The sequence below is a fragment of the Bradyrhizobium sp. HKCCYLRH3097 genome (assembly GCF_051167875.1).
Lineage (GTDB): Bacteria > Pseudomonadota > Alphaproteobacteria > Rhizobiales > Xanthobacteraceae > Bradyrhizobium.
In genome coordinates this window covers 114,664-140,227 of record NZ_JBNPTX010000010.1, presented here as the reverse complement: position 1 = coordinate 140,227, position 25,564 = coordinate 114,664, and the positions used below count along the sequence as shown (strand labels likewise).

The 25,564-nt window shown below is 64.2% G+C and carries 21 protein-coding genes; 11 read left to right on the top strand and 10 right to left on the bottom strand.

From position 1 onward, the window contains the following. Nucleotides 1-38: 38 nt before the first annotated feature. Both ACQR0U_RS23035 and ACQR0U_RS23030 read left to right on the top strand, forming a co-directional pair. Nucleotides 39-752: a helix-turn-helix domain-containing protein gene (locus tag ACQR0U_RS23035; RefSeq protein WP_315712941.1), complete on the top strand. Its 714-nt coding sequence runs from the start codon at nucleotides 39-41 to the stop codon at nucleotides 750-752. 570 nt (nucleotides 753-1,322) lie between these two features. After that, nucleotides 1,323-2,054, top strand: coding sequence for a Crp/Fnr family transcriptional regulator (locus tag ACQR0U_RS23030; protein ID WP_315753521.1), 732 nt, complete (start codon nucleotides 1,323-1,325; stop codon nucleotides 2,052-2,054). A gap of 29 nt (nucleotides 2,055-2,083) precedes the next feature. Here the strand turns inward: ACQR0U_RS23030 and ACQR0U_RS23025 are convergent, their stop codons facing one another. The 3 genes from ACQR0U_RS23025 to ACQR0U_RS23015 all read right to left on the bottom strand — a co-directional run bounded on the left by ACQR0U_RS23025 (nucleotide 2,084) and on the right by ACQR0U_RS23015 (nucleotide 4,219). Continuing rightward, complete coding sequence (locus ACQR0U_RS23025) at nucleotides 2,084-2,278, bottom strand: TRAP transporter large permease subunit (RefSeq protein WP_434872263.1); 195 nt, start codon at nucleotides 2,276-2,278, stop codon at nucleotides 2,084-2,086. Between the two features lie 200 nt (nucleotides 2,279-2,478). After that, nucleotides 2,479-3,477 carry a TRAP transporter substrate-binding protein gene (locus ACQR0U_RS23020; protein WP_316201813.1) on the bottom strand — a complete coding sequence of 333 codons (999 nt, stop codon included), beginning with the start codon at nucleotides 3,475-3,477 and terminating at the stop codon, nucleotides 2,479-2,481. A gap of 55 nt (nucleotides 3,478-3,532) precedes the next feature. Further along, nucleotides 3,533-4,219 carry a GntR family transcriptional regulator gene (locus ACQR0U_RS23015; RefSeq protein WP_315713634.1) on the bottom strand — a complete coding sequence of 229 codons (687 nt, stop codon included), beginning with the start codon at nucleotides 4,217-4,219 and terminating at the stop codon, nucleotides 3,533-3,535. A gap of 361 nt (nucleotides 4,220-4,580) precedes the next feature. On the opposite strand from ACQR0U_RS23015, the gene ACQR0U_RS23010 reads away from it, so the two are divergent. From ACQR0U_RS23010 to ACQR0U_RS22990, 5 genes are all read left to right on the top strand, one after another. Further along, nucleotides 4,581-6,668, top strand: a complete 2,088-nt coding sequence (locus ACQR0U_RS23010; protein ID WP_434843992.1) for a molybdopterin oxidoreductase family protein — start codon at nucleotides 4,581-4,583, stop codon at nucleotides 6,666-6,668. Nucleotides 6,669-6,855: 187 nt separating this feature from the next. Next, the gene (locus ACQR0U_RS23005; RefSeq protein ID WP_315753528.1) at nucleotides 6,856-7,122 is read left to right on the top strand and encodes a hypothetical protein; all 267 of its coding nucleotides are present in this window, start codon (nucleotides 6,856-6,858) and stop codon (nucleotides 7,120-7,122) included. A 268-nt stretch (nucleotides 7,123-7,390) separates the two neighbouring features. Beyond that, nucleotides 7,391-10,816, top strand: coding sequence for an acyl-[ACP]--phospholipid O-acyltransferase (locus ACQR0U_RS23000; protein ID WP_434843991.1), 3,426 nt, complete (start codon nucleotides 7,391-7,393; stop codon nucleotides 10,814-10,816). Beyond that, the gene (locus tag ACQR0U_RS22995; RefSeq protein WP_315753624.1) at nucleotides 10,816-11,553 is read left to right on the top strand and encodes an esterase/lipase family protein; all 738 of its coding nucleotides are present in this window, start codon (nucleotides 10,816-10,818) and stop codon (nucleotides 11,551-11,553) included. The genes ACQR0U_RS23000 and ACQR0U_RS22995 overlap by 1 nt, the downstream gene beginning before the upstream one ends. A 72-nt stretch (nucleotides 11,554-11,625) precedes the next feature. Then, a complete protein-coding gene (locus ACQR0U_RS22990; RefSeq protein WP_434843990.1) occupies nucleotides 11,626-12,405 on the top strand; it encodes an enoyl-CoA hydratase/isomerase family protein in 780 nt (259 codons plus the stop codon). Between the two features lie 697 nt (nucleotides 12,406-13,102). Here ACQR0U_RS22990 and ACQR0U_RS22985 read toward each other — a convergent pair. Then, nucleotides 13,103-14,212, bottom strand: coding sequence for a DUF418 domain-containing protein (locus ACQR0U_RS22985; RefSeq protein ID WP_315825119.1), 1,110 nt, complete (start codon nucleotides 14,210-14,212; stop codon nucleotides 13,103-13,105). Nucleotides 14,213-14,357: 145 nt separating this feature from the next. Then, on the bottom strand, nucleotides 14,358-14,846 hold the full coding sequence (locus tag ACQR0U_RS22980) for a hypothetical protein (RefSeq protein ID WP_434872262.1): 489 nt from the start codon (nucleotides 14,844-14,846) through the stop codon (nucleotides 14,358-14,360). Between the two features lie 159 nt (nucleotides 14,847-15,005). Between ACQR0U_RS22980 and ACQR0U_RS22975 the strand changes: the two genes are divergently transcribed. Beyond that, nucleotides 15,006-15,878 (top strand): GNAT family N-acetyltransferase, encoded by an 873-nt coding sequence (locus ACQR0U_RS22975; protein ID WP_434843989.1) that lies wholly within the window; start codon nucleotides 15,006-15,008, stop codon nucleotides 15,876-15,878. 1 nt (nucleotide 15,879) lies between these two features. Here ACQR0U_RS22975 and ACQR0U_RS22970 read toward each other — a convergent pair whose 3' ends face one another. The 5 genes from ACQR0U_RS22970 to ACQR0U_RS22950 all read right to left on the bottom strand — a co-directional run bounded on the left by ACQR0U_RS22970 (nucleotide 15,880) and on the right by ACQR0U_RS22950 (nucleotide 21,966). Further along, complete coding sequence (locus tag ACQR0U_RS22970) at nucleotides 15,880-16,242, bottom strand: VOC family protein (RefSeq protein WP_316201819.1); 363 nt, start codon at nucleotides 16,240-16,242, stop codon at nucleotides 15,880-15,882. A gap of 87 nt (nucleotides 16,243-16,329) precedes the next feature. Beyond that, entirely contained in the window at nucleotides 16,330-17,334 is a 1,005-nt protein-coding gene (locus ACQR0U_RS22965; RefSeq protein ID WP_315753542.1) for an SDR family oxidoreductase, read from the bottom strand. Between the two features lie 206 nt (nucleotides 17,335-17,540). After that, entirely contained in the window at nucleotides 17,541-17,969 is a 429-nt protein-coding gene (locus ACQR0U_RS22960; protein WP_315753544.1) for a GlcG/HbpS family heme-binding protein, read from the bottom strand. A 167-nt stretch (nucleotides 17,970-18,136) separates the two neighbouring features. Continuing rightward, nucleotides 18,137-21,094 (bottom strand): FAD-binding and (Fe-S)-binding domain-containing protein, encoded by a 2,958-nt coding sequence (locus ACQR0U_RS22955; RefSeq protein WP_315753546.1) that lies wholly within the window; start codon nucleotides 21,092-21,094, stop codon nucleotides 18,137-18,139. A 113-nt stretch (nucleotides 21,095-21,207) separates the two neighbouring features. Then, nucleotides 21,208-21,966 carry a GntR family transcriptional regulator gene (locus ACQR0U_RS22950; protein ID WP_315825116.1) on the bottom strand — a complete coding sequence of 253 codons (759 nt, stop codon included), beginning with the start codon at nucleotides 21,964-21,966 and terminating at the stop codon, nucleotides 21,208-21,210. A 127-nt stretch (nucleotides 21,967-22,093) separates the two neighbouring features. Between ACQR0U_RS22950 and ACQR0U_RS22945 the strand changes: the two genes are divergently transcribed. The 3 genes from ACQR0U_RS22945 (at nucleotide 22,094) to ACQR0U_RS22935 (ending at nucleotide 25,498) form a co-directional block, all read left to right on the top strand. Continuing rightward, complete coding sequence (locus ACQR0U_RS22945) at nucleotides 22,094-23,299, top strand: pyridoxal-phosphate-dependent aminotransferase family protein (RefSeq protein WP_316186986.1); 1,206 nt, start codon at nucleotides 22,094-22,096, stop codon at nucleotides 23,297-23,299. Nucleotides 23,300-23,507: 208 nt separating this feature from the next. Then, a complete protein-coding gene (locus ACQR0U_RS22940) occupies nucleotides 23,508-24,701 on the top strand; it encodes a pyridoxal-phosphate-dependent aminotransferase family protein (protein WP_315753552.1) in 1,194 nt (397 codons plus the stop codon). Next, nucleotides 24,701-25,498, top strand: a complete 798-nt coding sequence (locus tag ACQR0U_RS22935) for an enoyl-CoA hydratase/isomerase family protein (RefSeq protein ID WP_315753554.1) — start codon at nucleotides 24,701-24,703, stop codon at nucleotides 25,496-25,498. Before ACQR0U_RS22940 ends, ACQR0U_RS22935 begins: the two co-directional genes overlap by 1 nt. The last annotated feature ends 66 nt before the right edge of the window (nucleotides 25,499-25,564 follow it).

Genomic DNA, 25,564 nt, shown 5'->3' with positions numbered 1-25,564 from the left:
AATCATTCTCTTTGCGCTTGGCCCACCGGAGCCCCCGTATGAAGACGTCTCTTGTTGCAATCGATTTCCACGGGCAGGCCTGTGCCGATTGTGCCGTGCGGGGATTCAGTGTCTGTGCGTCGCTCGACCAGTTCGAAATGCGCGAATTCGAGCACCTCAGCCGCCGAGCGCATTTTGCGACCTGCGAGACGGTTTTCGCGCAGGAAGACACGTCGTCCTGCTTCTACAATTTATTGGATGGGGTCATGAGGCTCTACAAGCTTCTCCCCGACGGACGCAGGCAGATCGTCGGATTTGCGCTCCCCGGTGACTTCGTCGGCATGACGACGGAGGAACGGCACGGATTTTCGGCTGACGCGATTGGTCCCGTCACCGTCTGCCAGTTCGCGAAGGGACCGTTCGGACGCTTTGCCGAGGACAAGCCGAATCTGCTGCGCCGGATGAACGAACTGGCCGTGCAGGAGCTGAATCAGGCGCGTGATCACATGGTACTTCTTGGGCGCCGATCAGCCGAGGAGAAGGTCGCGACATTCCTCGTTGGCTGGAGGGATCGGCTGGTGGAGCTTCGGGGACCCTCTAACATGGTACCGTTGCCGATGAGTCGGCAGGATATCGCCGACTATCTCGGGCTCACCATCGAGACCGTCAGTCGAACGTTCACGAAGCTCGAACGGGAGGGCATCATCGCGATCCTGCCCGGGGGCGTCTCGCTTCGGGACTCGGCGCGAGCCGAAGCAATGGCTGCTGCCTGACATCGTTGGCGAAATCCGCATTGCATTGATCTGGATCAAGGACTGTCGCGCAGCCGGTAGGGAACTGTGTCTCAAACTCGAACAGGGGAGAGAGACATGCCGCTCGACGCTATGATCGTCAGCTTTGCAGTTGTGGGGGTTTTTGTCGGGTTCGCTGCGGTCCTGCTTTGGGCTGATTCACAGACAAGGCATCGGGTGTGAGGTACAGGCTGCCCTTGGACTGCGGCATCTTGCGCTCAGAAGAGTAGCGCTGCTGGTCCGACGGGGCGGCTGGACGACGCTCACGCGTTGCACAATGTATGCCGGCCCCGTCTCGGCGGCGGAAACGCCCCCGGCGTCGATTGGCACTGGCTTCGCCGTTGAGCGTTCGCCGCATTTTCCTGGACAATCCGCCGATCTGCCGTATTCCGAGGTGCAATGAAATCGAGGATCGGTGGTCGCAAGTCCGAGGGATCGTCTTTGCTGGTGGCTGTAGGCGTGTCCATAGTCCCCTGACATTTGCGGGGCCTTGGCCACCGGCTTTGGACCTCTCCCTTGGGCGGCGGTATTCGGACGCCTGGGAGATGCGGTGTGGCTGAGGAAAAGCGGGCGAGCGTCCGACCTACCAACAACGGCAAGCTGTCGGTGCTGCGTCAGCACCCGATTTTTTGTGAACTCGAGGCTGATGCGGTCGATCAGCTCTGCCGCTACGCCAAGCCGACATCGCTCAAGCGCGGTGCAACCATCTTCTCAAAAGGCGATCCCGGCTCGAGCTTGTATGCCGTGATCAGTGGCACCGTCAAAATCAGTGTCTCGTCGCCCGACGGTCGCAATGCAATCCTGAACCTGATCAGCGCCGGCGAGATATTCGGCGAAGTCGCCGTGCTCGACGGACGAGAACGTACAGCCGATGCAACGGCCAATACGAACTGCGAGATCCTGGTCATCGATCGGCGCGAATTCCTGCCGTTCGTAAAGAGCCAGCCGGTGCTGGCAATGAAGTTCATCGAGCTGCTTTGCGATCGGCTGCGCTGGACCAGCGACCAGGTCGAGCAGGTCATCCTTCAGGATCTTCCCCGCCGCCTTGCCAGTGCGCTGCTCGGCCTGACCGACAAGCGCAAGCTGGATGCCGCGAGCCGCACCATAGCCATCACGCAGCAGGAGATCAGCGAAATGGTCGGCATGACGCGGGAGAGCATCAACAAGCAGTTGCGTGCATGGGCCGCGCGGGACTGGGTCCGCCTCGAGCACGGGGCGATCGTGCTTCTGAACCCCGAGCCGCTACGCGGATTGGCGGAGGCTGGTCAAGACGAAGACGAGTAGGGGCGGCGCGGCAGTTTCCGGCGTCCTACCTAGCCGATGATGGCCGGACCCGCTGGCCGTGGGGGATGGCCCTCACGATAGGCGATCACGATGCAGAGCAGGATCAGCGAGAGGCCGAGCAGTGGCCCCGGGAATACACCCGCCATGAACAGTGCGCTGATCGAGATCGTTCCGCCGGGCGCGAGCGCGTGAAGGACGGCGTTATGGCTTGGTGGCACCAGCACAACAGGACGGCCATCGCTTCGGGCCAGGAAGCGGCGCCGTTCTGGACGTAGCGGGTGAAGACCGCCCAAGGGATGACGGCTGAGATCAGCACGAGCGCCGTTACGCCCACGATGACGCAAGCGGGATACAGTGCATCGATCGCCCGGCGATAGAGTCCGGCCATCGTAAGCCTCCTGATCGTCCGAACCGAGCATGCGGTCTATGCGATGTCCTGAATGCGCTTGATCATTTCTTGGTACTTCGGACCGTATTTGTCCCAGACCGGCTTCACGGCCTTCTGGAACGGCGCCTTGTCGGCGATTTCGACGATCTCGGAGCCACCGGCCTTGGCCTTCTCAATCGCTTCCCGCTCGTAGGCCTTCCAGAGTTCGCGCTCCTCCATCTGCGCTTCGCGCGCGAACTTCTTGATCAAGGTCTGGTCGTCGGTCGACAGGTTTGCCCAGGACCGCTTCGAGAACACGAGGATTTCCGGAATGACGAGATGCTGGGTGAGCGAATAGTACTTCGCGGCCGTATAATGATTGCTGGAGACGTAGCTCGGCGGATTGTTTTCGGCCCCGTCGATCACGCCGGTCTGCAGCGCGCTGAAGACCTGATCGTAGCCCATCGCGACGCCGTTGCCGCCGAGCGCGTTCATCATGTCGATGAAGATGGGATTGCCGATCACGCGGATCTTGAGCCCCTTGACGTCCTCGACCGTCCTGATGGGCTTCTTGGTGTTGTAGATGCTGCGCGCGCCAGAATTCATCCAGCAGAGTGCGACGAGATTTGCGCTGGCATTGGCGCTGACGCGGTCCAGAAGGTCCTGACCGATCGGACCGTCCATCATCTTTTCAGAATGTTCGATGCTCTTGAACAGGAATGGCATGTTGACGACGTTGACGTCGTCGACGATCGGACCGAGCGCGCCGGCGCTGACCCGCAGTATCTGGATCGCCCCGATCTGGGTCTGCTCGATAGTCTCTTTCTCGCCGCCGAGCTGAGCGGCGGGATACATCTGGATCGACAGCCTGCCGTTGGTTGCCGCTGCAAGCTTCTTGCCGAGGTTTTCTGTTGCTGCAACCGTCGGATAACCCGGCGGCTGAACGTCGGATGCCTTGAACACCGCCTTCGATTGCGCAAGGGCGGCCGAGATCGGCGGCAGCGTTGCAACGCCCGCAAAGCCCACGCTCAGTCTGATGAAATCGCGTCTTTTCATGGCGTCTCTCCGACGGAATGATCGTGTCGCCGCAAGGTTCGATGCGATCATCTCGTTAGCCTGGTTGATCGAAATACTCTGGATTCTTGGTCTGAATTTCAGAGATGTCGTCGAGCAGGCGTTCCAGATGACTCGCCATGGCAGCCCTGGCACGATCCGGATCGCGCCGTTCGATGGCCTGGAGAATTGGTTCGTGCTCTGCGATCACTTCGGCCATCCGTCCGATCTGCGGCAGGGTCAGTCGACGATAGCGGTCGACGTGAACCTTGACCTGAACGATCAGCTTCCAGATCCCGGGATAGCCGGCGACCTCGGCGATGCCAGCGTGAAACATCTCGTCCGCCTGGTGGAAGGCTTCGCGATCCTTTGCGGCGCAGGCCTCGCGCTGACGTTCGAGGGTCGCATGCAGGTTGAGCAACTGGCTCGATGTCGCATGCTCGGCCGCCATCCGTGCGGTCGTCTCCTCGAGAGACTTTCGGATGATGATGGTCTCGGGGAGTGCTGCGACCGGAATGCGCGAGACGAAGATGCCGGACTGCGGAAAGATCTCGACCAGCCCTTCGTCCGCGAGTTTCAGAATGGCCTCGCGGACCGGTGTCCTGCTGACGCCATAGGCCGTCGCGATCTGCGCTTCCGAAATCGGTTCGCCCGGCAGGCGCACGAGCGACACGAGTTCCGACCTGAGATCGGTGTAGATGCGTGACGCTGCTGTCGCGCCGCGGGGGCGACCATTGCGGCGCATGCGGGCGACCACGGGCCGTGGCGCTGCGGCCAATTTCCTCGGGGGTCGACCGGACATCTTCGTTTCCTCAGCTGATATATTAATATATGAAACTGGCTTTGCAATCGAAATTGCCGTCAGCTGAGGACTCGTGATGGTGCACTGCGCTGTACGCAGGCAGCAACCACGAGCACGCAACAGAGCCTATCGTCTTTTCTTGCTGTCTTCATCTCGCCCCTAACGCCGGATCGGCCGTTGTCGGCGGCGACTTGTCCACATCCAGAAGCAAATCTGCGGTGGAGCAGACATGCACGAATCTCGTTCGTGCGAATGCCTCGCGAATGCTCTCGGCGGATGCATTCTTTGATGCTACCAATCGGGCATGAACCAGCAGACTCGGGTCGATATCCGCCATTCTACCTGCCCGCACGATTGTCCGTCGGCCTGCGCGCTCGACGTCGAAGTGCTCGATCGGAAGACGATCGGCCGCGTTCGCGGCTCGAAACGGCAGACCTATACGGCTGGCGTGGTTTGCGCCAAGGTCGCGAGATATGCCGAGCGGATTCATCATCCTGAAAGGCTGATGCATCCGATGCGTCGCATCGGTCCGAAGGGCTCAGGGCAATTCGCACGCATGTCCTGGGACGAGGCATTGGACGAGATCGCGGAGCGGTTTCTCCAGGCGGAGCGCGACTTTGGCGCTCAGTCGGTCTGGCCGTATTATTACGCGGGCACGATGGGGCTCGTGATGCGCGATGGCCTCAACCGTCTCACCCATGTGAAGAAGTATTCGCGGTTCTACTCGACGATCTGCGCCAATGTCGCGCGTATCGGCTTTGCCATCGGCACTGGGAAGATCGCCGGCGTCGATCCGCGGGAGATGGCGCTTTCGGACCTGGTCGTGATCTGGGGCACGAACCCGGTGAACACGCAGGTCAATGTCATGACTCATGCCGCGCGCGCCCGAAAAGAGCGGGCCGCCAAGATCGCGGCGATCGATGTCTACGACAATGAGACGATGAAGCAGGCCGACATCAAGATCATCCTGCGCCCGGGCACAGACGGCGCCTTTGCCTGCGGCGTGATGCACGTGCTGTTTCGCGATGGCTTTGCCGACCGCGCCTATATGGAGACGTACACGGATTGTCCTGCGGAACTCGAAGCGCATCTGCAGACGCGGACGCCGCAATGGGCATCGCAAATCTCCGGCGTTCCCGTGGCCGAGATCGAGGCGTTCGCCCGTCTGGTCGGAGAGACGAAGCGGACCTTCTTCCGACTGGGTTATGGCTTCACCCGCAGCAGGAACGGCGCGACGCAGATGCATGCGGCATCCTGCATTCCCGCGGTGACGGGCGCCTGGCAATACGAAGGAGGCGGTGCCTTCTTCAACAACGCGGCGCTGTGGCATTTCGACGAGTCCATCATCGAGGGCCACGACGCCGTGGATCATTCCACTCGCTTTCTCGATCAGTCCCAGATCGGGCGCATCCTAACGGGAGACGCGGTGGCCCTCTGTGGCGGCCCGCCAGTCAAGGCGATGCTGATCCAGAACACCAATCCGATGACGGTGGCACCCGAGCAGGAGCTGGTTCGCAACGGATTTGCGCGCGAAGACCTTTTCGTCGCCGTCCACGAGCAGTTCATGACCGAGACGGCGCAGATGGCGGACATCGTGCTGCCCGCCACGATGTTCATGGAGCATGACGATCTCTATTACGGCGGCGGCCATCAGCACATTTCGGTCGGACCGAAGCTGATCGACCCGCCCGGCGAGTGCCGGTCCAATCATGAGGTGCTGCAGGGCCTGGCGCGCCGGTTGCGGGCGGTGCATCCGGGCTTCGAGATGTCGCCGCGCGAGCTGATCGATGCGACGTTGAAGAAGAGCGGCCATGGCGATATCGCCGGGCTCGAGGCCGATGTCTGGCGTGACCTTCAGCCGGACTTTCGCACCTCGCACTATCTCGACGGTTTCGCGCACAGGGACGGTAAATTCCACTTCAAGGCCGACTGGGCTCATCCGCCATTCGGCCGCGTCATGGGCAATCCGGAGCGCATGCCGTCATTGCCCGACCATTGGGCGGTGACCGAAGAGGTCGATCAGCAGCATCCGTTCCGGCTTGCGACAAGTCCGGCTCGCTCGTTCCTCAACACCTCCTTCAACGAGACGCCATCGTCGCAGGCGCGGGAAGGGGGCCCCTCCGTCATGATCCATCCACTGGATGCAGCCCCGCTCGGCATTGTCGACGGCGACATCGTCACGCTCGGCAATGAGCGCGGACAGACCTCGCTTGCCGCCCGGCTGTTCGACGGAGTTCAACGCGGGGTGCTGATCGCCGAATCGATCCATCCCAATCGCGCCCATATCGGTGGACGGGGCATCAACGTGCTCACCGCAGCCGACACCGTCGCTCCGATCGGGGGCGCTGCCTTCCACGACAACAAGGTCTGGCTGCGCAAATCGGCGGGCTGACCAGCTCGGCAAAGCCGAGTTATCAACATCCCTTTTGATTCCAAGGCGTTATTCACCTCTCACGCCTATGAGCGGGCCGTTCACAGGATTATTTTACCTTTATCGGGCCTCTTGCATTCCCCGCTTGAGCGTCGCTCAAATTTGTTGTAAACATTTTGAGCAACGCTCAAAAAAGGGGAGAAGTCCCATGCAGGTTCTCAGCTCTCGCGCTCCGCAACTTTTTTCGATCAATCCCATGGTGATGCTGAACGGTCTGGCCCGGTCCGCGTCTCACCTTTTGACGGCGCGCGTCGAGCGCATCGCAAATGCCTGTGATGTTGCCGGTCTGCTCGCTGCGCGACGAGCGAGGCGGCTGGCCGGACAACGTCTTTTTCGTGCCGCCGGGCGCGAAGGGCGCCGGCTTCGCCGTGGCGGCCTATTCGGCTGCTTCCGCTACCTGAGCGAACTGACCTGACCTTGTCTCGAATCCCCATCTCAGGCGCAACGAAGCGGTCACCATGTCCTTGCGTTCCATACATCCCCTCCAGCTCCTACAGGTCTGGATAAGCCTTTTGCACACGACCTACGCGCTACTCTTCGTGCTGGTCGGCGACCAACAGCAGAACGCGAAACCGCATGACCGCGTCTAACGGGATGCATCACCGGCACCACTTCATTTCATCACCAACCCAGGCTCTTGCGGTCCTTGCGGCCAAGCCGCTGCAGCACACCAGGAATCGATCATGATCAAGCAGTTGATGTCGTCGCGTCGTTTTGCCCCGCTGTTCTGGGCCCAATTCTCCTCGGCGCTGAACGACAACGTTTTGAAGAATGCGTTGGTCATCATGCTGCTCTACGGCGCCGTGGCAACGCATGGCGACGCGCTTGTGACCGTGGCGGGCGCCGTCTTCATCTTCCCATTCTTCATCCTGTCCGGGCTCGGCGGCGAGCTGGCGGATCGATACGTCAAGGGAATCGTGGCGCGCCGGCTCAAGTTCGCGGAAATCTTTGCCGCAGGCTTCGCGGCGCTGGGCTTCTTTCTGCATTCGATCCCGCTTCTGTTCGTCGCCCTCGGCATGTTCGGTGTCATCGCCGCGCTGTTCGGCCCCGTGAAATACGCGATGCTGCCGGATCAACTGACGGTCGGTGAACTCGCTACTGGCAACGCGCTGGTAGAAGGTGCGACCTTCATGGCCATCCTGATCGGCACCATCGCCGGCGGCCAGCTCGTCTCCGGCTCGTCGCATATGGGATGGGTCGCTCTCGCCGTCATCGGCCTCGCGGTGATCTCCTGGGCTTCGGCGTCGCGCATTCCGCACACTTCGCCGTCGGCACCGGATCTGCGCATCACGGCCAACCCTTGGACATCGACCTCGCACCTTCTGAAGTCGTTGCATGCCATGCCCCGGCTGTGGGACGGCATGGTGATCGTGTCGTGGTTCTGGCTGGTCGGCGCCGTCGTGCTGTCGCTGCTGCCCGCGCTGGTCAAGGATGTCGTCGGCGGCACCGAGGGGGTGGTCACCTTGTGCCTCGCCGTCTTCGCGATCGGCATCGCCATCGGCTCGCTGTTCGCGGCGCATCTCAGCCACGTCAGGCCGAATCTCGCGCTGGTGCCGATCGGCGCAATCCTCATGGGCGTGCTCGGTCTCGATCTGTCCTGGACGATCGGGACGACAGCGACCGCGAAGGACCTCTCGCCGCTCGCCTTCGTCGGCTCCTGGGCGGGAGCGCGCATGCTGATTGATTTCGCGGTGTTCGCCTTTGGTGGCGGCCTGTTCGTGGTTCCTGCCTTCGCCGCGGTGCAGGCCTGGTCGGAGCCGACTGAGCGCGCCCGGGTCATCGCTGCCGGCAACGTGCTGCAGGCCGCCTTCATGGTGGTCGGCTCGCTGGGCGTGGCCGGTCTGCAGGCCGCAGGCGTCTCGATCGCCTGGATCTTCTTCGGTCTGGCTTTGGCGAGCTTCGGCGCCGTCTGGTTCGTGCTCAACAAATGGGGCAGGGAGGGCGTGCGCGACTTCGGCGCGATGCTGTTCCGCGCGCTGTTCCGCACTGAGGTGCGTGGGCTGGAGAACCTGCCGCCGGTCGGCACCCGCATGCTGATCGCGCCGAACCATGTCAGCCTGATCGACGGTCCGCTGCTCCACGCGGTGCTGCCGATCGATACCACCTTTGCCGTCGACACCGGGATCTCCAAGGCCTGGTGGGCGAAGATCTTCCTGAAACTGGTGAGCCACATCACGATCGACCCGACCAAGCCGCTCGGCGCGCGCGACCTGATCAAGCTGGTCGCCAGCCAGGAACCGGTGGTGATCTTCCCGGAGGGCCGCATCACGGTGTCGGGCTCGCTGATGAAGGTCTATGACGGCACCGCGATGATCGCCGACAAGGCCGATGCCGTCGTGGTGCCCGTCCGCATCGAGGGCGCGCAGCGCTCGCATCTCAGCTATCTCAAGGATGGCCAGATCAAGCGCTCGTGGTTTCCCAAGGTGACGGTGACGATCCTGCCGCCGGTGAAGCTCACCATCGATGCAGCTCTCAAGGGCAAGACCCGCCGCAACGCGGCTGGCGCTGCGCTGCAGGACGTGATGATCGAAGCCATGGTCAAGAACGCCATGCTGGATCGGACACTGTTCGAGGCGCTCGCCCATGCCCATCGCGACCACGACACCGGCAAGGTGATGATCGAGGATCCGCTCGGCACCAAGCTGACCTATCGCAAGCTGCTGCTTGGCTCGCAGGTGCTCAGCCGCAAGCTCGAGCAGGGCACGATGGTGGGCGAGAACATCGGCCTGTTGCTGCCGAACTCCGCCGGCGTCGCCGTGGTCTTCATGGCGCTGCAGTCGATCGGCCGCGTGCCGGCAATGCTGAATTTCTCTGCCGGCCCGGTGAACGTGCTGGCGGCGATGAAGGCGGCGCAGGTCACGACCGTTCTGACGTCGCGGGCCTTCATCGAGAAGGGCAAGCTCGACAAGCTGATCGCGGCGATCGAGGGGCAGGCCCGTCTGGTCTATCTCGAGGACGTCAAGGCCTCGGTCAGCCTGGCCGACAAGATCAAGGGAATGATCGACGGCACCAGGCCGCGCGTCGCCCGCAATGCCGACCACCCCGCCGTGATTCTGTTCACGTCCGGCTCCGAAGGCACGCCAAAGGGCGTCGTCCTGTCCCATCGCAACATTCTCGCGAACGCCGCCCAGGCATTGGCGAGGGTCGATGCCAACGCTAACGATCTTGTGTTCAATGTTTTGCCGGTGTTCCACTCCTTCGGCCTCACCGGCGGCATGATGATGCCCATGTTGGCGGGCATTCCGATCTATATGTACCCGTCGCCGCTGCATTACCGGATCGTGCCCGAACTGATCTATCAGACTGGCGCCACGATCTTGTTCGGCACCGACACCTTCCTGACTGGTTACGCACACTCCGCTCATGCCTATGATTTCCGCACGCTGCGGCTGGTCATCGCCGGCGCCGAGCCGGTCAAGGATCGGACACGGCAGATCTACATGGAGCGTTATGGCATCCGCCTGCTCGAAGGCTATGGCGTCACCGAGACCGCGCCGGTGCTGGCGATGAACACGCCGATGGCCAACCGGGTCGGCACCGTCGGGCGCCTGTCGCCGCTGATGGAGTACCGGCTCGACAAGGTGCCGGGCATCGAGGAGGGCGGGCGGCTTTCGGTCCGGGGGCCCAATGTCATGCTCGGCTATGTCAGGGCCGAAAATCCCGGCGTGCTCGAGGCGCTGCCGGAGGGCTGGCACGACACCGGCGACATCGTCACCATCGACGCGCAGGGCTTCATCACGATCAAGGGCCGCGCCAAGCGCTTTGCCAAGATCGCCGGTGAGATGGTGTCGCTGACGGTGGTCGAGCAGATCGCCGCGACCTTGTGGCCGCAGGCGGCTTCGGTCGCGGTGTCGATCCCCGATCAGCGCAAGGGCGAGCGCATCGTGCTGATCACGACGCAGAAGGATGCCGAACGCTCCGCGATGCAGCGCCAGGCCAAAGGCCAAGGTGCGCCGGAGCTTGCGGTGCCGGCCGTCGTGATGGTGGTCGACAAGATCCCGCTGCTCGGTTCCGGCAAGACCGACTATGTCGGCGCCAAGGCACTTGCCGAGGCGAGTGCGGCAACCGCTACGACGGAGCGTGAGCCGGAGGAGCGGGAAGTCGCGTGATCGCATCGCTGCGCCGGCGTTCTCAGCACAGTGGCCCCCGCGGCGCGGGGGTTGTGCTGCTGCATGGCATCGCCGGCCGATCATTGATGCTGCGTCCACTGGAAAAGCGGTTGCAGCGCGCAGGTTTTGCGACGCTGAACCTCGACTATGAAAGCCGCAAGAAACCGCTCGAGTTTCTTGCCGACGACATCCGCCCGGCGATCGCCGATTTCACAGCCAGGATCGACGGTCCGATCCACTTCGTCACCCACTCGATGGGCGGGCTGCTGGCACGGGTCGCGATTGCGAAGCATCGGCCGGCGCGGCTCGGCCGTGTCGTCATGTTGGGAACGCCCAATGGCGGCAGCGAGCTTGCCGACCGGCTGCAGAACGTCGGGCTCTATCGCGCTTATTTCGGTCCAGCCGGCCTGCAATTGGTGACCACGAAGGACGTCACGCTCGCCTCTCTGCCACCCGCCGACTACGAGATCGGCGTGATCGCCGGCAACCGCTTCCTCGATCCGATCGCCGGGCTGTTCCTGCTGCCGTGGCCGAACGACGGCCGCGTCTCCGTCGAGAGCTGCAAGCTCGCCGGGATGACGGACCACACCACCATCAAGGCGTCGCACATGGGCCTGCTGGTGCATCCGACGTCGTTCCGGCAGACCATCGCGTTCCTGCGCACTGGCCAGTTCGAGCCGGTGCGTCCGCTGCTGCACGGGGTCATCGCCGAGATCGGCCGCCGCGCGGCCTCTTGACGCAAGTTTTCCTTGCCCGCGGCAGCTATCCCGCGACAATCTCGCATCCGACATCAAGCGACAGGCAAGGCGATGACCGACGACAGCGTGATTCTCGACAAGCGCGGGCAGGCCCTCTGGATCACCATCAATCGTCCGGAGAAGCGCAACGCGCTGAATGGCGACGTGATCGCCGGGATCTCGCGCGGCTATCGCACGGCGCATGACGATCCCGAGGTGCGCGTGATCGTGCTGACCGGCGCAGGAGACAAGGCGTTCTGCGCCGGCGCCGACCTGCAGAACTCCGGCGCGGCCTTCGCGATGGATTTCTCCCGCCCGAATGTCGATTACGCGGACTTGCTCCGGCTGTCGCAGAATTCCACCAAGCCGGCGATTGCGCGCGTCGGCGGCGTCTGTATGGCCGGCGGCATGGGCTTGCTGTGCATGACCGACATGGCGGTCGCAGCCGATCACGTTGTCTTCGGCCTGCCGGAGGTGAAGGTCGGCGTGTTCCCGATGCAGGTCCTGAGCCTCTTGCAGAGTATCGCGCCGCCGCGTCTCGTCAACGAATGGGCGCTCACGGGCGAGCCGTTCGACGCCAAGACTGCACAGGCTGCCGGGCTGCTCAACCATGTCGTTCCCGCCGCCGAGCTCGACGGCAAGATCGACTGGCTGATCGGCCGTCTCGTCGACAAGTCGCCGACCGCCATCCGCCGCGGCAAATACGCCATGCGCGCCATCGCCTCGATGTCGTTCGACGAGTCCATCGCCTATCTCGAAAGCCAGATCGCGCTCCTGGCGATGACCGAGGACGCCAAGGAGGGCCTGAGGGCGTTTGCCGAGAAGCGCAAGCCGGTGTGGCCGGGGAAGTAGCTCGCTGCGGGTAGAGTGTGTGACGGCGGCTCTGTTGTTGCCGCTGTCATGCTCCGCGAAGGCGGAGCATCCAGTACGCCGAGGCCTCCCGGTTCGATGACTACGGCCTCTGGAATACTGGATAGCCGGCTTTCGCGGGCGATGACAGTGGAGGGGTGGAAAGGTTCTTTGCTCCAACAATATTTGTCCACATAGGGTGATACATGGATCCGCGATCTCGCGACGCTTCGCGTCCGAGTCTTGCGTCAGATTTCGCCCTCTGAACGAAGAGGGCGCAGGGAAGGCCGGGCGCTCGCCGCCCCCATGCCCGCCTGCAGGAAGAAAAGCAGGCGGCAGTGACCACAGGTTTGGCCGCAACTACCGGCCTTCCCTGCGCGACGGGCTTACGGCTTATACGTGATCTCCCTGGTGCGCCGGGCTTTCTGGCCACCATCCCCGCGCGAAGCAAAGCCTCGTCGCGAGTTGACATCAGCGTCGGGATGTCAGGACCACACGATTTCGCCGTCCGCCACGCCACCAGTCGTCTTGCGCAAACGCGCCTGATGCCGCGACGGCCATCGCATCACCGGCCCAACGCTTGTGACGATCGCGAGGCGCCCCTCTCGTAAGCCGCGACGCCGTGAAATGTGCAGCTGATTTGCCCGACAAGACAACACCCACCGGGGTGCGACATAGTAACCCGACGGGCAAAGTCGTGTCAGGAGTGCGGCCGAAGCCGCATCGGCTGCAGCTTGTTGTACATCAGGCTGCGCCACAGCCATTCGATGGGGCCGAACTGAAACAGCCTCAGCCAGCACCAGCTCGCGATCACCTGGAGCACATAGACGACCACGCCGATGCCAAGTGCGAGCGAGACGCTGAGCCGGCCGAACAGGCCGAGGCCATAGCCGTAGAACACGACGCCGAAGATGACGGACTGCATGAGATAGTTGGTGAAGGCCATCCGGCCGACGAGAGCCGCCCAGCCGAGCAGGCGGGCGCCCCAGATGGTGCTTGCAGCCGAAAGGATCAGCGCACCATAGGCAAGCGCCAGGCTCACAGTCGCAAGCGATGCGCCGGCGTCGATCGTGACAGCGAGTGCGGCCAGGGCCGTCAGCAGCAGCATGACGCGGTGATGCGGCATATCGCGCAGAAGGCCGGATCGCCAGATGACGATGCCGGCGAGGAAAAGTCCGAGCGTGCGCGGAAAGATCCACAAATGCAGCGGCGCGATGGCGCTGATTTCGGACAGCCGGAACACCAGGATCTGCGAGAAGTTGCCGTTGGCATAGATGCGATTGGCATCGACAACATGCTGCATCATCCAGGAGGAGCTTAGTAGCGGCAGCACGGGAATAAGCCAGCTGGTGAAGTACAGCCCGAGCAGGGTGAGGCTGCTCGCGATCACCAGCCAGCTTGGCGCGAACAGGAACGGCAGCACGAGCAGTCCGGCAAGCGCATATTCGGTCAGGATGTCACCATTCCACAGCAGCGTCAGGTGCAAAATGCCGATCGCGAGCAGGACGAGCAGCCGCCGGAGCAGCAGGGGGATACGTCGCTCCGGAGCGATCCGGTCGAACTGCATGGCCAGCCCGATGCCGAACAGCAGCGAGAACAGGGCAAGCGCCTTCATGGAGACGGCGCGCGCGAGACCATCTTCGATGGCGCGATTGAAGGGCGAGTCTCCGACGATGGCCCACAAAAGCTTGACCGTCTCCGGTGATGACGATCCGGCGAAGAAGGTCGTGCCCGCTTCGTGCGCTCTCGGCGTCGGCAGAAATTGCTGGAAGATCGAGATACGGAACTCAAATACGACGTTGATGGCCATGACGCCAAAGAGGGCGAGGCCCCGGAGGATGTCGATGGCTGGCAGCCGGTCGCCACCAGAGGCAGGCCCCGTCGGATTAGCTGATCCGATCGTCGCAGTCATAGGGCTGAGAACTCATAAGCAGGGAATGGACTGACTTCCGCGTTCACAGGCAGGCGTCATGATGGCTTGCTGTCACCTCTGTGATCGCTCCTGCATCGTCTGACTTCCAGGTCACGTCGATCGTCTGCACACAGGCTGGATTGCCCCATCGATAGAAATGGACATTGGCGGTCTCGGACGTTCGGCATGGTGCATGAATCTCTCCCAGCCGCACCACGATATGTCCGTCGCGGACGCAATCCGGGAACGGTTCGAATCCTTGCTTCAGCAGCGTTGCTGTCAACATCGCGGCTGGTGTTCCGGATGGGAATTCCGCCTGAAGGTGGCCGTGAGCCGTTTTCCGCTCTCCACTGATTTGAGCCAGGAGTCCGCAACGTCGTTCTCGAACATCGGAGGTGGCCGTGTATTCATGAACAGCGGCGAGGTGAGTATTGAAAGAAATAGAACGGCGGCCGGTGGATTGAAGATGGCGATGAAAGCTGACCCCGTCGCGAGCAATGCGGCACTGGCCATGAGGCCACGCAGCATCCATGTCAGCCACCGAGGGCGCATGCGATCGGTTTGTGCGTTTCGTCGTATCATGGGAGATGAACGTTAGCCCTGCGCAGCGTTGTGCGCAACGATCGCAATATTCCCGCCCAAGGGCATCTTTGTTGCTGCGAAGGACGGCAGTTGGCGCTAGCGTTGTGAGATGATGCAAAGTGGCCCAATTGCAACCGACGGCCTTCTCATCCGGCCGATGCGGCCGGAAGAGATTCCGCTGGCCATCGACTGGGCGGCGGCCGAGGGCTGGAATCCCGGCCTGTCCGACGCCGCGTGCTTTTCCGTGGTCGATCCGCAGGGATTTCTCATCGCCGAACGTGACGGTGTGCCGGTCGCGACGGTGTCCTGCGTCAACTACGACGAACGCTTCGCGTTTCTGGGCTTCTACATCGTACGTCCTGGTCTGCGCGGGCATGGCTACGGGCTGCGGCTCTGGCAGGCTGCGATGGGGCATGCGGGATCGCGTGTCGTCGGCCTCGACGGTGTCGTCGCGCAGCAGGACAATTATCGAAAGTCCGGCTTCAAATATGCCTATGCCAATGTCCGCTACGGCGGGAAGGCCGCTACGGTGCTGCCGGCTGCTGCGCGATCGGACTTCGTTGCGCTGAGCGACGTGCCGCTGGCCGATATCGAGGCCTCCGATGCGGCTGTGTTTCCGGCGCCGCGCCGCGCGTTCCTGCGGGCCTGGATCGGAGCCCCCGGCCATGTCGGCCGCGCTGTCATCCGCGATGGCGCGCTTGCCGCCTGGGGCGTGATCCGGCCATGCCGCACCGGCTCTAAGATCGGTCCGCTGGTCGCGCACAGCCGGGCCGATGCCGAGGCCATCGTCTCGGCGCTGCTGAGCGAGATCGGCGGCTCCGAGGTCTTCCTCGATGTGCCGGCGATCAACCCGGAGGCGGTGGCGCTGGCGGAGAGTCTCGGGCTGAAGCCGGTGTTCGAGACCGCGCGGATGTACACCGGCCCGATCGCGCCACTACGCATCGAGCGGCTGTTCGGCGTCACCACTTTCGAACTCGGCTAGCTCATTTGCCGAGCGGCCGCGCGAAGCTCAATTCGTGACCGTCGGGATCGGTGAGATGGAAGTAGCGCTCGCCCCATTCGGCGTCGCGCGGCGCGGTGGAGGGCGAGAAGCCGGCAGCCAGCGCCTTGGCGTAGACGGCGTCGACGTCCGAGACATGAAAGATGATGCGGCCCCACCAGCTCCACTGCTTGTCCTCCGGCGTGGCGATCAGGTTGAGATAGCCCGCGCCGACTCGGAAGGTCGTGAACGGGGTGTCGGCGCCGCCATACGGGATGTCGTCGAAGCCGAGCGCGCGATAGAAGGCGACCGCGCGGGCCATGTCATGGGTGGCAATGGTGATCGCGCTGATGCTTTCGATGGTCATGCAGGCGCTCCGGACGGGAATGGATAGCACGGAGCAGAAAAGCGCATCTCGCCGGTGTCACGCAAGCACCGCGTTGCAACGCGCGGCCTAGCGCCTCCCCCGCCGGCTCAGCGTCGCTCCCAGCGCAAAGAAGACAGCGGCCCCGATTGCGACGGTCGCGGCGCGGGCCACATCGCCGGGCACGAGCATCGCGTGCAGGGCCGCGCCACGGCTGAACGAGCCGCGGGTACGGTGCAGGCGTGTAACCGGGTGATCGAGATTGTCGGTGCGGTCGGGCACCAGCGGCACGTCGGTCTGCTGCCCGGCGATCGCCTTGGCGGCGAGGTAGCGGTCGAGCAAAGCCGGGGCGATGGCGTTGCCGAGGATGGTCAGCAGCGTCGGCCAGCCGATCCAATATTCGCGGAAGCCGCCATCGGCAACGCGATAGACGGCGTCAGCGATCACCTCAGGCTCCACCGGCCGGCCCATTGGCCGTGGCGTATGCGCAAGGTGCGCGCGAGCCCAGTCGAATTGCGGTGTGTTCACCGCGGGCAGATCGACGATGCAGAGCGTGATGCCTGAGCGCTCGTGCATCAGCTCGGCCCGCAGCGAGTCGGTGAAGCCCCGGATCGCATGTTTGGCGCCGCAATAGGCCGCCTGTAGCGGAATGCCGCGATAGGCGAGCGCCGAACCGATCTGGATGATGCGGCCTTCGCCGCGTCGGCGCATCGATCGCAGCGCCGCCATCGTGCCGTGCACGAAACCGAGATAGGTCACCTCGGTGACGCGGCGGAATTCCTCCGGTGTGATGTCGGCCACGGTCGAGAACACCGTTTCCATGGCGTCATTGATCCAGATGTCGACCGGACCCAGGCGCTGCTCGAGCCGCTCGGCAGCGTCGAACAGGGCCTGCGCATCGGCGACATCGACGGCCTCGTATTCGGCATGGGCAAACCGCGCCTGCAGCTCGCGCTGGACGTCGCGCAGCGCATGCTCATCGCGCGCGATCAGGCCGATGCGATCGCCGGCCTCGCCGAAGCGGTTCGCGATGGCACGGCCGACGCCGGCGGAGGCGCCAGTGATGATGATGGTGCGAGCTCGTCTGCGAGGCATGTCCGGTTCTCCACGCGCCCCGTCGTACAAACGTGCAGCAGCCGGCAATGTTTCGGGCCGGTCAAGCCGGCCGAATGAATTCTCCGTCAGCCGCGATCTGAGCCGTGGAATTCGACGCATGATCGATCAGGCTTCGAGAGGGCGGCCAGCCCCCTCGAGATTGTGGGACGGAAAAGCTCGCTGAGCTTTGCAGGTGCGACCGGAGCTCAGCCCGGATTGGCCTTGAGGCCGGCGGCCTCGATACCGGCGACGGCGCAGATCTCGTCATTGTCGGAGCTGTCGCCGGAGACGCCGACGGCGCCGACGAGCGTCGTGCCGTCCATGATCAGCACGCCGCCGGGCACCGGGACCATGCGGCCCTGGGCCAGCGTGTTCACGGCGTCGATGAAATAGGCCTGCTCCTGGGCGCGCTGGAACAGGGCGCGGGAGCCGAGGCCGAGCGCCAGCGCGCCATAAGCCTTGCCATGCGCGACCTCGGCCCGCATCAGGCTGGTGCCGTCCTGGGCGGCGGCCGCCTTCAGGCAGCCGCGGGCGTCGAGCACCATCACGGCGAGCGGCTTGAGCTTCTTCTCGATGCCCTTCGCGAGCGTGGCATCCAGAATCTTGCGAGCGGCGTCGAGCTTGAGATCGGCCATGTCGGTGTCCTTTGCGATTTGTGATGAAAAGTCGGCTCTATCATCCGTCATTGCGAGCGAAGCGAAGCAATCCAGGACGAAAGAAAAGGTCTGGATTGCTTCGTCGCTACGCTCCTCGCAATGACGAACATTGAGGTCGCGCTCCGCGGCGTCCGGTCTCTCGTGACCTACGTTGATGCTTGCGCCCGCTCCAGGCTCATCGCCAGGAGCTGCGCGGCGTGAACGGCACCGCGGGCGGCGCCGTCCTGGATCTGGTGGCGGCAGGAGGTGCCGTCGGCAACGATGAACGTTGCGGCGTCGGCGTTGCGCACGGCGGGCAGCAGCGACGCCTCCGCCATCTGCTGCGAGACCTCGTAGGTCTCCGCGCCATAGCCGAACGCGCCGGCCATGCCGCAGCAGGAGGATTCGATGGTCTCGACCGTGAGCTCCGGAATGAGTCGTAGCACCTGCTCGACAGGCTTGAAAGCGGCGAAGGATTTCTGATGGCAATGGCCGTGCAACAAGGCCTTACCGGGCAGGGGGGCGAGCGGCAGCGCCAGCCTGCCGCTCTCGGCCTCGCGCGCCAGAAACTCTTCCAGCAGCAGCGCGTGTGCGCTGATCGTTTTCGCGGTGGCGTCGTTGCGCAGCGACAGCAGTTCGTCGCGCAGCGTCAGCAGACAGCTTGGCTCGAGGCCAATGATCGGCACGCCGCGCGAGGCGAACGGCGCGTAGGTCTCGACCAGGCGCTGCAGCTCGGACTGGGCCTCGTCGACGAGGCCGGCGGAGAGGAAGGTGCGGCCGCAGCACAGGGCGCGGCCGCCATCGGCCGGCTTGGGCACGTAGACGCGATAGCCGCCGGCGATCAGCACGCGCAGCGCGGCGTCGAGATTTTCGCGCTCATAGACGCGGTTGAAGGTGTCGCCGAACAGCACGACCTCGCGGCCATCAGCCGGACCGAACGCGTCGGCGTCGACGCGGAAGGTGTCGGTGCGGAAGGCCGGAAGCTTGCGCTTGGCGCTGATGCCCGCAACGCGCTCCATCAGCACGCGCAGGGGCGCAACATGATTGCGCAGGTTCACGAGCGGCGCGATGCGGGCAGCCATATCGGCATAGCGCGGCAGATAGGCGACGAGCCGGTCGCGCAGCGTGAGGCCATGCGTCGTCGCCCGGGCCGCCAGCACCTCGATCTTCATCTTGGCCATGTCAACGCCGGTCGGGCACTCGCGGCGGCAGGCCTTGCAGGAGACGCAGAGCTTCAAGGTCTCCATCATCTCGTCGGACGACAGCGCGCCGGGACCGAGCTGGCCGGAGATCGCGAGCCGCAAGGTATTGGCACGGCCGCGCGTGACATCCTTCTCGTCGCGGGTGGCGCGATAGGACGGGCACATCACGCCGCCGTCGAGCTTGCGGCAGGCGCCGTTGTTGTTGCACATCTCGACCGCGCCCTGGAAGCCGCCGGCGGCACCCGGATAGGCCGACCAGTCGAGCACCGGCTTGATGTCGTCGACGATGCGGTAGTCCGGCGGATAGCGGAACAGCGAGCGGTCGTCCATCCTGGGTGGATCGACGATGCGGCCAGGATTGAGCACGTTCGCCGGATCGAAGCGCTGCTTGACCTCCTTGAAGTCGGCGACGATGCGGCTGCCGAACATCTGCTCGTGGAATTCCGAGCGCACGATGCCATCGCCATGCTCGCCGGAATGCGAACCCTTGTACTCGCGCACCATGGCGAAAGCTTCCTCGGCGATGGCGCGCATCGCCTTGACGTCCTTCTCCAGCTTCAGGTTCAGCACCGGGCGCACATGCAGGCAGCCCTCGGAGGCGTGCGCGTACATCGTGCCGCGCGTGCCGTGCCTGGCGAACACCTCGTTGAGCCGCGCGGTGTAGTCGGCGAGGTGGGGCAGCGGCACGGCGCAGTCCTCGACGAACGACACCGGCTTGCCGGCCTCCTTCATCGACATCATCACGTTGAGGCCGGCGGCGCGGAAGTCGGCGACGGCGGTCTGAAGCGCAGGGTCTGATATCTCGACGACGCCGCCCCATTTGCAGATCTCGTTGCTCCAGGAGAAGCCGAGATCACCCATCAACTCGGAGAGCTGCTTCAGCTTGGCGAGGTTCTCGTCCTTCGTCTCCTCCGCGAACTCGACCACCAGGATCGCGTCGGGATCGCCGCGCACCGCCGCCGCGATCACCGGCTGGAACATCGCGATGTCGCGGCCCAGCCCGATCATGGTGCGGTCGACCAGCTCGACCGCGATCGGCTTCAGCTTGACCAGATGCTGGGCCGCATCCATCGCCTGATAGAAGCTGCCGAAATGACAGACGCCGAGCACCTTGGTGCGGATCAGCGGCCACAGCTTGAGCTCGATCCGGGTGGAGAAGGCCAGCGTGCCCTCGGAGCCGACCAGCAGATGCGCCAGGTTGTTGGCGGCGTTGCGCGGCGTCAGTGCGTCGAGATTGTAGCCGCCGACGCGGCGCTGCACCTTGGGAAACCTGTCGGCGATCTCCGCGGCCTCGCGCTCGCCCAGCGCCAGCATGTCGCGAAACAACCTGCGCGCGCTGTCCGGCGCGCTGACGTCACGAAGGTCTCGCGCCACCTCGCCGAAATGCGCCAGCGTGCCGTCGGCCAGCGCGGCGTCGATGGCGATGGTGTTGTCGCGCATCGTGCCGTAGCGCAGCGAGCGGCCGCCGCAGGAATTGTTGCCGGCCATGCCGCCGATCGTGGCGCGGGACGCCGTGGAGACGTCGACCGGAAACCAAAGGCCGTGCTTCTTGAGCTGGCGATTGAGGTCGTCGAGCACGATGCCCGGCTCGACCACGCAGGTCCGCCCCTCGACATCGAGCGAGACGATGCGGTTCAGGTGCTTGGAGAAGTCGACGACGATCCCCTCGTTGACCGTCTGGCCGCATTGCGAGGTGCCGCCGCCGCGGGGCGTGACGATGCGGCCGTCGTCGCGGGCGATGGCGAGCGCACGCAGCGCCTCGTCCATCGTGCGCGGCACGACCACGCCCGCCGGAATGACTTGGTAGAACGAGGCGTCTGTGGCGTAGCGGCCGCGGTTGAAGCGGTCGAAGAAGACGTCGCCTGTCATCTCGGCGCGGAGCTTCTGTTCGAGCCTGGACGGACCGGCTTTGGCGTTCGGCATGGTGATCCCTGGTCGGGCCCGGCTGTCGTCCGGCGGGCGCTGTTCCGCCCGGTGTCATTCATTTCCGCAAATGCGTCAATCTGATTGCATGCAAATTTGCGCAATCCCCGGCGTTATTCGACCTTGTCTGGCTTGGCTGCCGCCAGCGGCGGCTGGCTCTCGGCGAAGTACGCGATCGCAGCCGCGCCCTTGTTGCGCAGATGCTGGAACAGGATGTCGGACAACTCGCTTCCGGCACGCCGGCGCAGGGCATCGAGGATCAACTCATGCTCGCGCATGGCCTCGCTCCAGCGTTCGCGCTTGCGGGCGAAATTGGCCGAGAAGCGAACCCGGCGGATGCGGCCCGCCAGGCTCTCATAGGTCGCATGAAGGGTGGTGTTGGCGGCGGCGTCGACGATCGCCCGGTGGATCAACTGGTTCATGCGGAAATAGCCCTGCATGTCCTGCCGCATGTAGAATCCGTACATATCATGATGAAATTGCTCGATTTCCGCGATCGCTTCATCTGAAATCTTCTCGCAGGCGAGGCGTCCGGCGAGGCCTTCCAGGCCTCCCATCAGGTCGAACAGTTCGTGGATGTCGGCGGCGCTGAGCGGGCGCACCCGGGCGCCGCGATTGGGCAGCAGCTCGACCAGCCCCTCGGCTGCGAGCACCTTGAGCGCTTCGCGCAAGGGGGTGCGGGACACCCCCAGCATTTCGCAAAGCTGCCGCTCGGACAGGCGTCCGCCGTCGGCGACATGGCCCTCGACGATGTAGTCGCGCAGCCGCGCCAGGATCTCGTCATGCAGCGAGGTTTCGTCCCGCGCAGGCACGGATCGACCGCTTGGCCCGGTCAAGGGTGGCGTCTCGATATCGGGAATCGTGGAATTCATCTTACGCATTGTAGCGGTAGTTACAGATGTGGTCGACCTCGTGCGTGCATGCGATTGAGCTCTTGCATGCTGAAGAATTGAATGCAATCATGGGTGCCAGAATGCCGTCGTCGCCCGGAGCTCTGTCGTGACCCGTCCCCAAGGCCGTCATTTCTTGCATATTCCGGGCCCGAGTCCGGTGCCCGAGCGGGTGCTGCGGGCGATGGATATGCCGGTGATCGATCACCGCAGCGCCGAGTTCGCCGAACTCGGCAAGGCCGTGCTCGGCGGCTCGCAGGCGATCTTCAAGACCACGAGCCCGGTGATCATCTATCCGTCCTCGGGCACCGGCGCATGGGAGGCTGCCATCGTCAACACGTTGTCGCCGGGCGACAAGGTGCTGATGGTCGAGACCGGCCACTTCGCCACGCTGTGGCGGCAGATGGCGGCGCGGTGGGGAATCGAGGTCGACTTCATTCCCGGCGACTGGCGCCGTGGCGTCGACCCTGCCGTCATCGAGGAGACGTTGGTCGCCGACGCCGGTCATCGGCTCAAGGCGGTGATGGTCGTGCACAACGAAACCTCGACCGGCGCGACCAGCCGGATCGGTGAGGTGCGCGCCGCGATGGACCGCGCCAAGCATCCGGCGCTGCTGATGGTCGACACCATCTCCGGTCTCGCCTCGGCCGACTTCCGCTTCGACGAGTGGAAGGTCGATGTCGCCGTGTCCTGCTCGCAGAAGGGCTTCATGCTGCCGCCGGGGCTCGGCTTCAACGCCGTCTCGGACAAGGCGCGCCTTGTTGCCAAGGCCAACAAGATGCCGCGCTCGTTCTGGGACTGGGAGGACATGCTGAAGCTGAACGCGAACGGCTTCTTCCCCTATACCCCGGCGACGAACCTGCTCTATGGCCTGCGCGAAGCGATTGCGATGCTGCTCGAGGAGGGGCTCGACCAGGTGTTCGCGCGCCACCAGCGGCTTGCGGCCGCGACCCGCGCCGCGGTCGAGCATTGGGGCCTCGAGGTGCTGTGCCAGGAGCCGAAGGATTTTTCCCCGGTGCTGACCGCCGTGCTGATGCCGCCGGGCCATGACGCCGATCAGTTCCGCCAGGTCGTGCTCGACAATTACAACATGTCGCTCGGCTCGGGCCTGTCCAAGGTCGCGGGCAAGGTGTTTCGCATCGGCCATCTCGGCGAGTGCAATGCGCTGACCCTGATGGCGGCGCTGAGTGGAGTCGAGATGGGGCTGCGTGCGGTCGGCGTGCCGCATCGCGCGGGCGGTGTCGATGCCGCGATGGTGCTGCTGGATGAGCCATCGCAGGGCAATGCGCCGCGCCAGCTTGCGGCGGTGAAATGAGGCCAAACCGCGTGCAGCAAGCTGGGGCGTCCCGCTATGCCGCACTGCACAGAAGAAGGGGATTTGTGTGCATCTGAGGGATGTCAGTCCGGAGCGATCGGTGCTTGCGTCTTCTTTATTGACGCCAGCGGTCTGGCGGGAGAAAAGCGCGGCCAGCGCGTGGGATGCCACGTCCGCGCACCAACCAAATGACCGGGGATGGACGCCAATGACTGTGCACACGGGACGGCATTTTCTTCAGATTCCGGGACCGACCAACGTGCCCGACCGCGTGCTGCGCGCGATGGACATGCCGACCTTGGACCATCGCGGTCCGGAGTTCGCGGAGCTCGGCTTCGCCGTGCTGGCGGCCAGCCAGCGCATCTTCCGCACCAAGCAGCCGGTGATCATCTATCCGTCGTCGGGCACCGGCGCGTGGGAAGCCGCGATCGTCAACGCGCTCGCGCCCGGCGACAGGGTGCTGATGGTTGAGACCGGCCAGTTCGCTGTGCTGTGGCGGGGCATCGCCGACAAGTTCAAGCTCGACGTCGACTTCATCCCCGGCGACTGGCGTCATGGCGCCGACATCGCGGCGATCGAGCAGCGTCTGGTCGACGACAAGGCGCACAAGATCAAGGCCGTCTGCGTCGTGCACAACGAGACCTCGACCGGCTGCCTAACGCCGCCGCTCGAGGTGCGCAAGGCGCTCGACCGGTCCGGCCACCCGGCACTCCTGATGGTCGACACCATCTCCGGCCTCGGCTCGATGGAGTATGAGCACGACGCGTGGGGCATCGACGTCTCCGTTGCGGGCTCGCAGAAGGGCCTGATGCTGCCGCCGGGCCTCGGCTTCAACGCCGTCTCGGAGAAGGCGCTCGCCGCCGCCAAGGCCAATCCCGGCATGCGCTCCTACTGGGACTGGCAGGAGATCATCACCTTCAACAAGCTCGGCACCTTCCCGTACACGCCGGCCTGCAATCTGCTGATGGGCCTCAACGAGGCGCTGAAGATGCTGGAGGAGGAGGGGCACGAGAACGTGTTCGCCCGCCACCGCCGCCACAGCCTTGCGACGCGCGCCGCCGTGAAGGCGTGGGGCCTCGACACGCAATGCGCCGATCCGCAGGCGCATTCGCCGGCGCTGACCGGCGTGGTCATGCCCGAAGGCCATGACGCCGATCAGTTCCGCAAGACCGTGCTGGAAAACTTCGACATGTCGCTCGGCACCGGCCTCAACAAGATCAAGGGCAAGGTGTTCCGCATCGGCCACATCGGTCATTTCAACGACCTGATGCTGATGGGGACGCTCGCCGGCGTCGAGATGGGCCTTGCGCTCGCCAATGTGCCGCATCGTGCCGGTGGCGTGCTCGCGGCAATGGACGTCCTGAAGGCGCGCGAGGCGGCGCCAATCCCGAAGGTGGCCTGATGACCGCGCCTGTGACCGGCTCCGACGATCTGATCTATGCCGTCGACGACGGCATCGCCAAGATCACCTTCAACCGGCCGCAGGCGCGCAACGCGATGACCTTCGCGATGTACGACCGGATGGCCTCGATCTGCGAGGCCATCAACGCCGATCGGTCGATCAAGGCGCTGATCCTGACCGGTGCGGGCGACAAGGCGTTTGCCTCCGGCACCGATATCTCGCAATTCCGCGCCTTCAAGACCGCGCAGGATGCGCTCGACTACGAGGCGCGGATCGACCGCGTGCTCGGCACGCTGGAGCTGTGCCGTGTGCCGGTGATTGCGGCGATTGCGGGCGCCTGCACCGGCGGCGGCGCCGGCATTGCCGCCTGCTGCGACATTCGCATCGGCACCGAGACGGCACGTATCGGTTTTCCGATCGCGCGCACGCTCGGCAACTGCCTGTCGATGTCGAACATCTCGCGCGTGGTCTCCTTGATCGGACCGGCGCGCACCAAGGATCTGATCTTCAAGGCACGGTTGGTCGAGGCGCCGGAGGCGCTCGCGCTCGGTCTGCTCAACGAGATCGTGCCTGACGTCGAGACGCTGCAGACACGCGCGCTGGAGACCGCGAGGCTCATCGCCTCGCACGCGCCGATCACCCTCGAGGTGACCAAGGAGGCGGTGCGCCGCATTCGCCGGACCCTGTCGCGGGACGAGGGCGAGGATTTGATCCTGCGCGCCTATATGAGTGAGGATTTCCGCGAGGGCATGGAGGCGTTCCTCAACAAGCGGACGCCGAACTGGAAAGGCAAGTAGTCCAATGCCGTGCTTGCGACCTTATGCCGAGGAACATGAGGCCGCATCATGCTTGTGTTCTTGAAC

Coding starts and splice junctions, on each gene's coding strand:
- ACQR0U_RS23035 (WP_315712941.1), top strand. CDS start 39: ATGAAGACGTCTCTTGTTGCAATCGATTTCCACGGGCAGGCCTGTGCC.
- ACQR0U_RS23020 (WP_316201813.1), bottom strand. CDS start 3,477: ATGAAAAGACGCGATTTCATCAGACTGAGCGTGGGCTTTGCGGGCGTT.
- ACQR0U_RS23015 (WP_315713634.1), bottom strand. CDS start 4,219: ATGCGCCGCAATGGTCGCCCCCGCGGCGCGACAGCAGCGTCACGCATC.
- ACQR0U_RS23010 (WP_434843992.1), top strand. CDS start 4,581: ATGAACCAGCAGACTCGGGTCGATATCCGCCATTCTACCTGCCCGCAC.
- ACQR0U_RS23005 (WP_315753528.1), top strand. CDS start 6,856: ATGCAGGTTCTCAGCTCTCGCGCTCCGCAACTTTTTTCGATCAATCCC.
- ACQR0U_RS23000 (WP_434843991.1), top strand. CDS start 7,391: ATGATCAAGCAGTTGATGTCGTCGCGTCGTTTTGCCCCGCTGTTCTGG.
- ACQR0U_RS22990 (WP_434843990.1), top strand. CDS start 11,626: ATGACCGACGACAGCGTGATTCTCGACAAGCGCGGGCAGGCCCTCTGG.
- ACQR0U_RS22985 (WP_315825119.1), bottom strand. CDS start 14,212: ATGGCCATCAACGTCGTATTTGAGTTCCGTATCTCGATCTTCCAGCAA.
- ACQR0U_RS22980 (WP_434872262.1), bottom strand. CDS start 14,846: ATGGATGCTGCGTGGCCTCATGGCCAGTGCCGCATTGCTCGCGACGGG.
- ACQR0U_RS22975 (WP_434843989.1), top strand. CDS start 15,006: ATGATGCAAAGTGGCCCAATTGCAACCGACGGCCTTCTCATCCGGCCG.
- ACQR0U_RS22970 (WP_316201819.1), bottom strand. CDS start 16,242: ATGACCATCGAAAGCATCAGCGCGATCACCATTGCCACCCATGACATG.
- ACQR0U_RS22965 (WP_315753542.1), bottom strand. CDS start 17,334: ATGCCTCGCAGACGAGCTCGCACCATCATCATCACTGGCGCCTCCGCC.
- ACQR0U_RS22960 (WP_315753544.1), bottom strand. CDS start 17,969: ATGGCCGATCTCAAGCTCGACGCCGCTCGCAAGATTCTGGATGCCACG.
- ACQR0U_RS22955 (WP_315753546.1), bottom strand. CDS start 21,094: ATGCCGAACGCCAAAGCCGGTCCGTCCAGGCTCGAACAGAAGCTCCGC.
- ACQR0U_RS22950 (WP_315825116.1), bottom strand. CDS start 21,966: ATGAATTCCACGATTCCCGATATCGAGACGCCACCCTTGACCGGGCCA.
- ACQR0U_RS22940 (WP_315753552.1), top strand. CDS start 23,508: ATGACTGTGCACACGGGACGGCATTTTCTTCAGATTCCGGGACCGACC.
- ACQR0U_RS22935 (WP_315753554.1), top strand. CDS start 24,701: ATGACCGCGCCTGTGACCGGCTCCGACGATCTGATCTATGCCGTCGAC.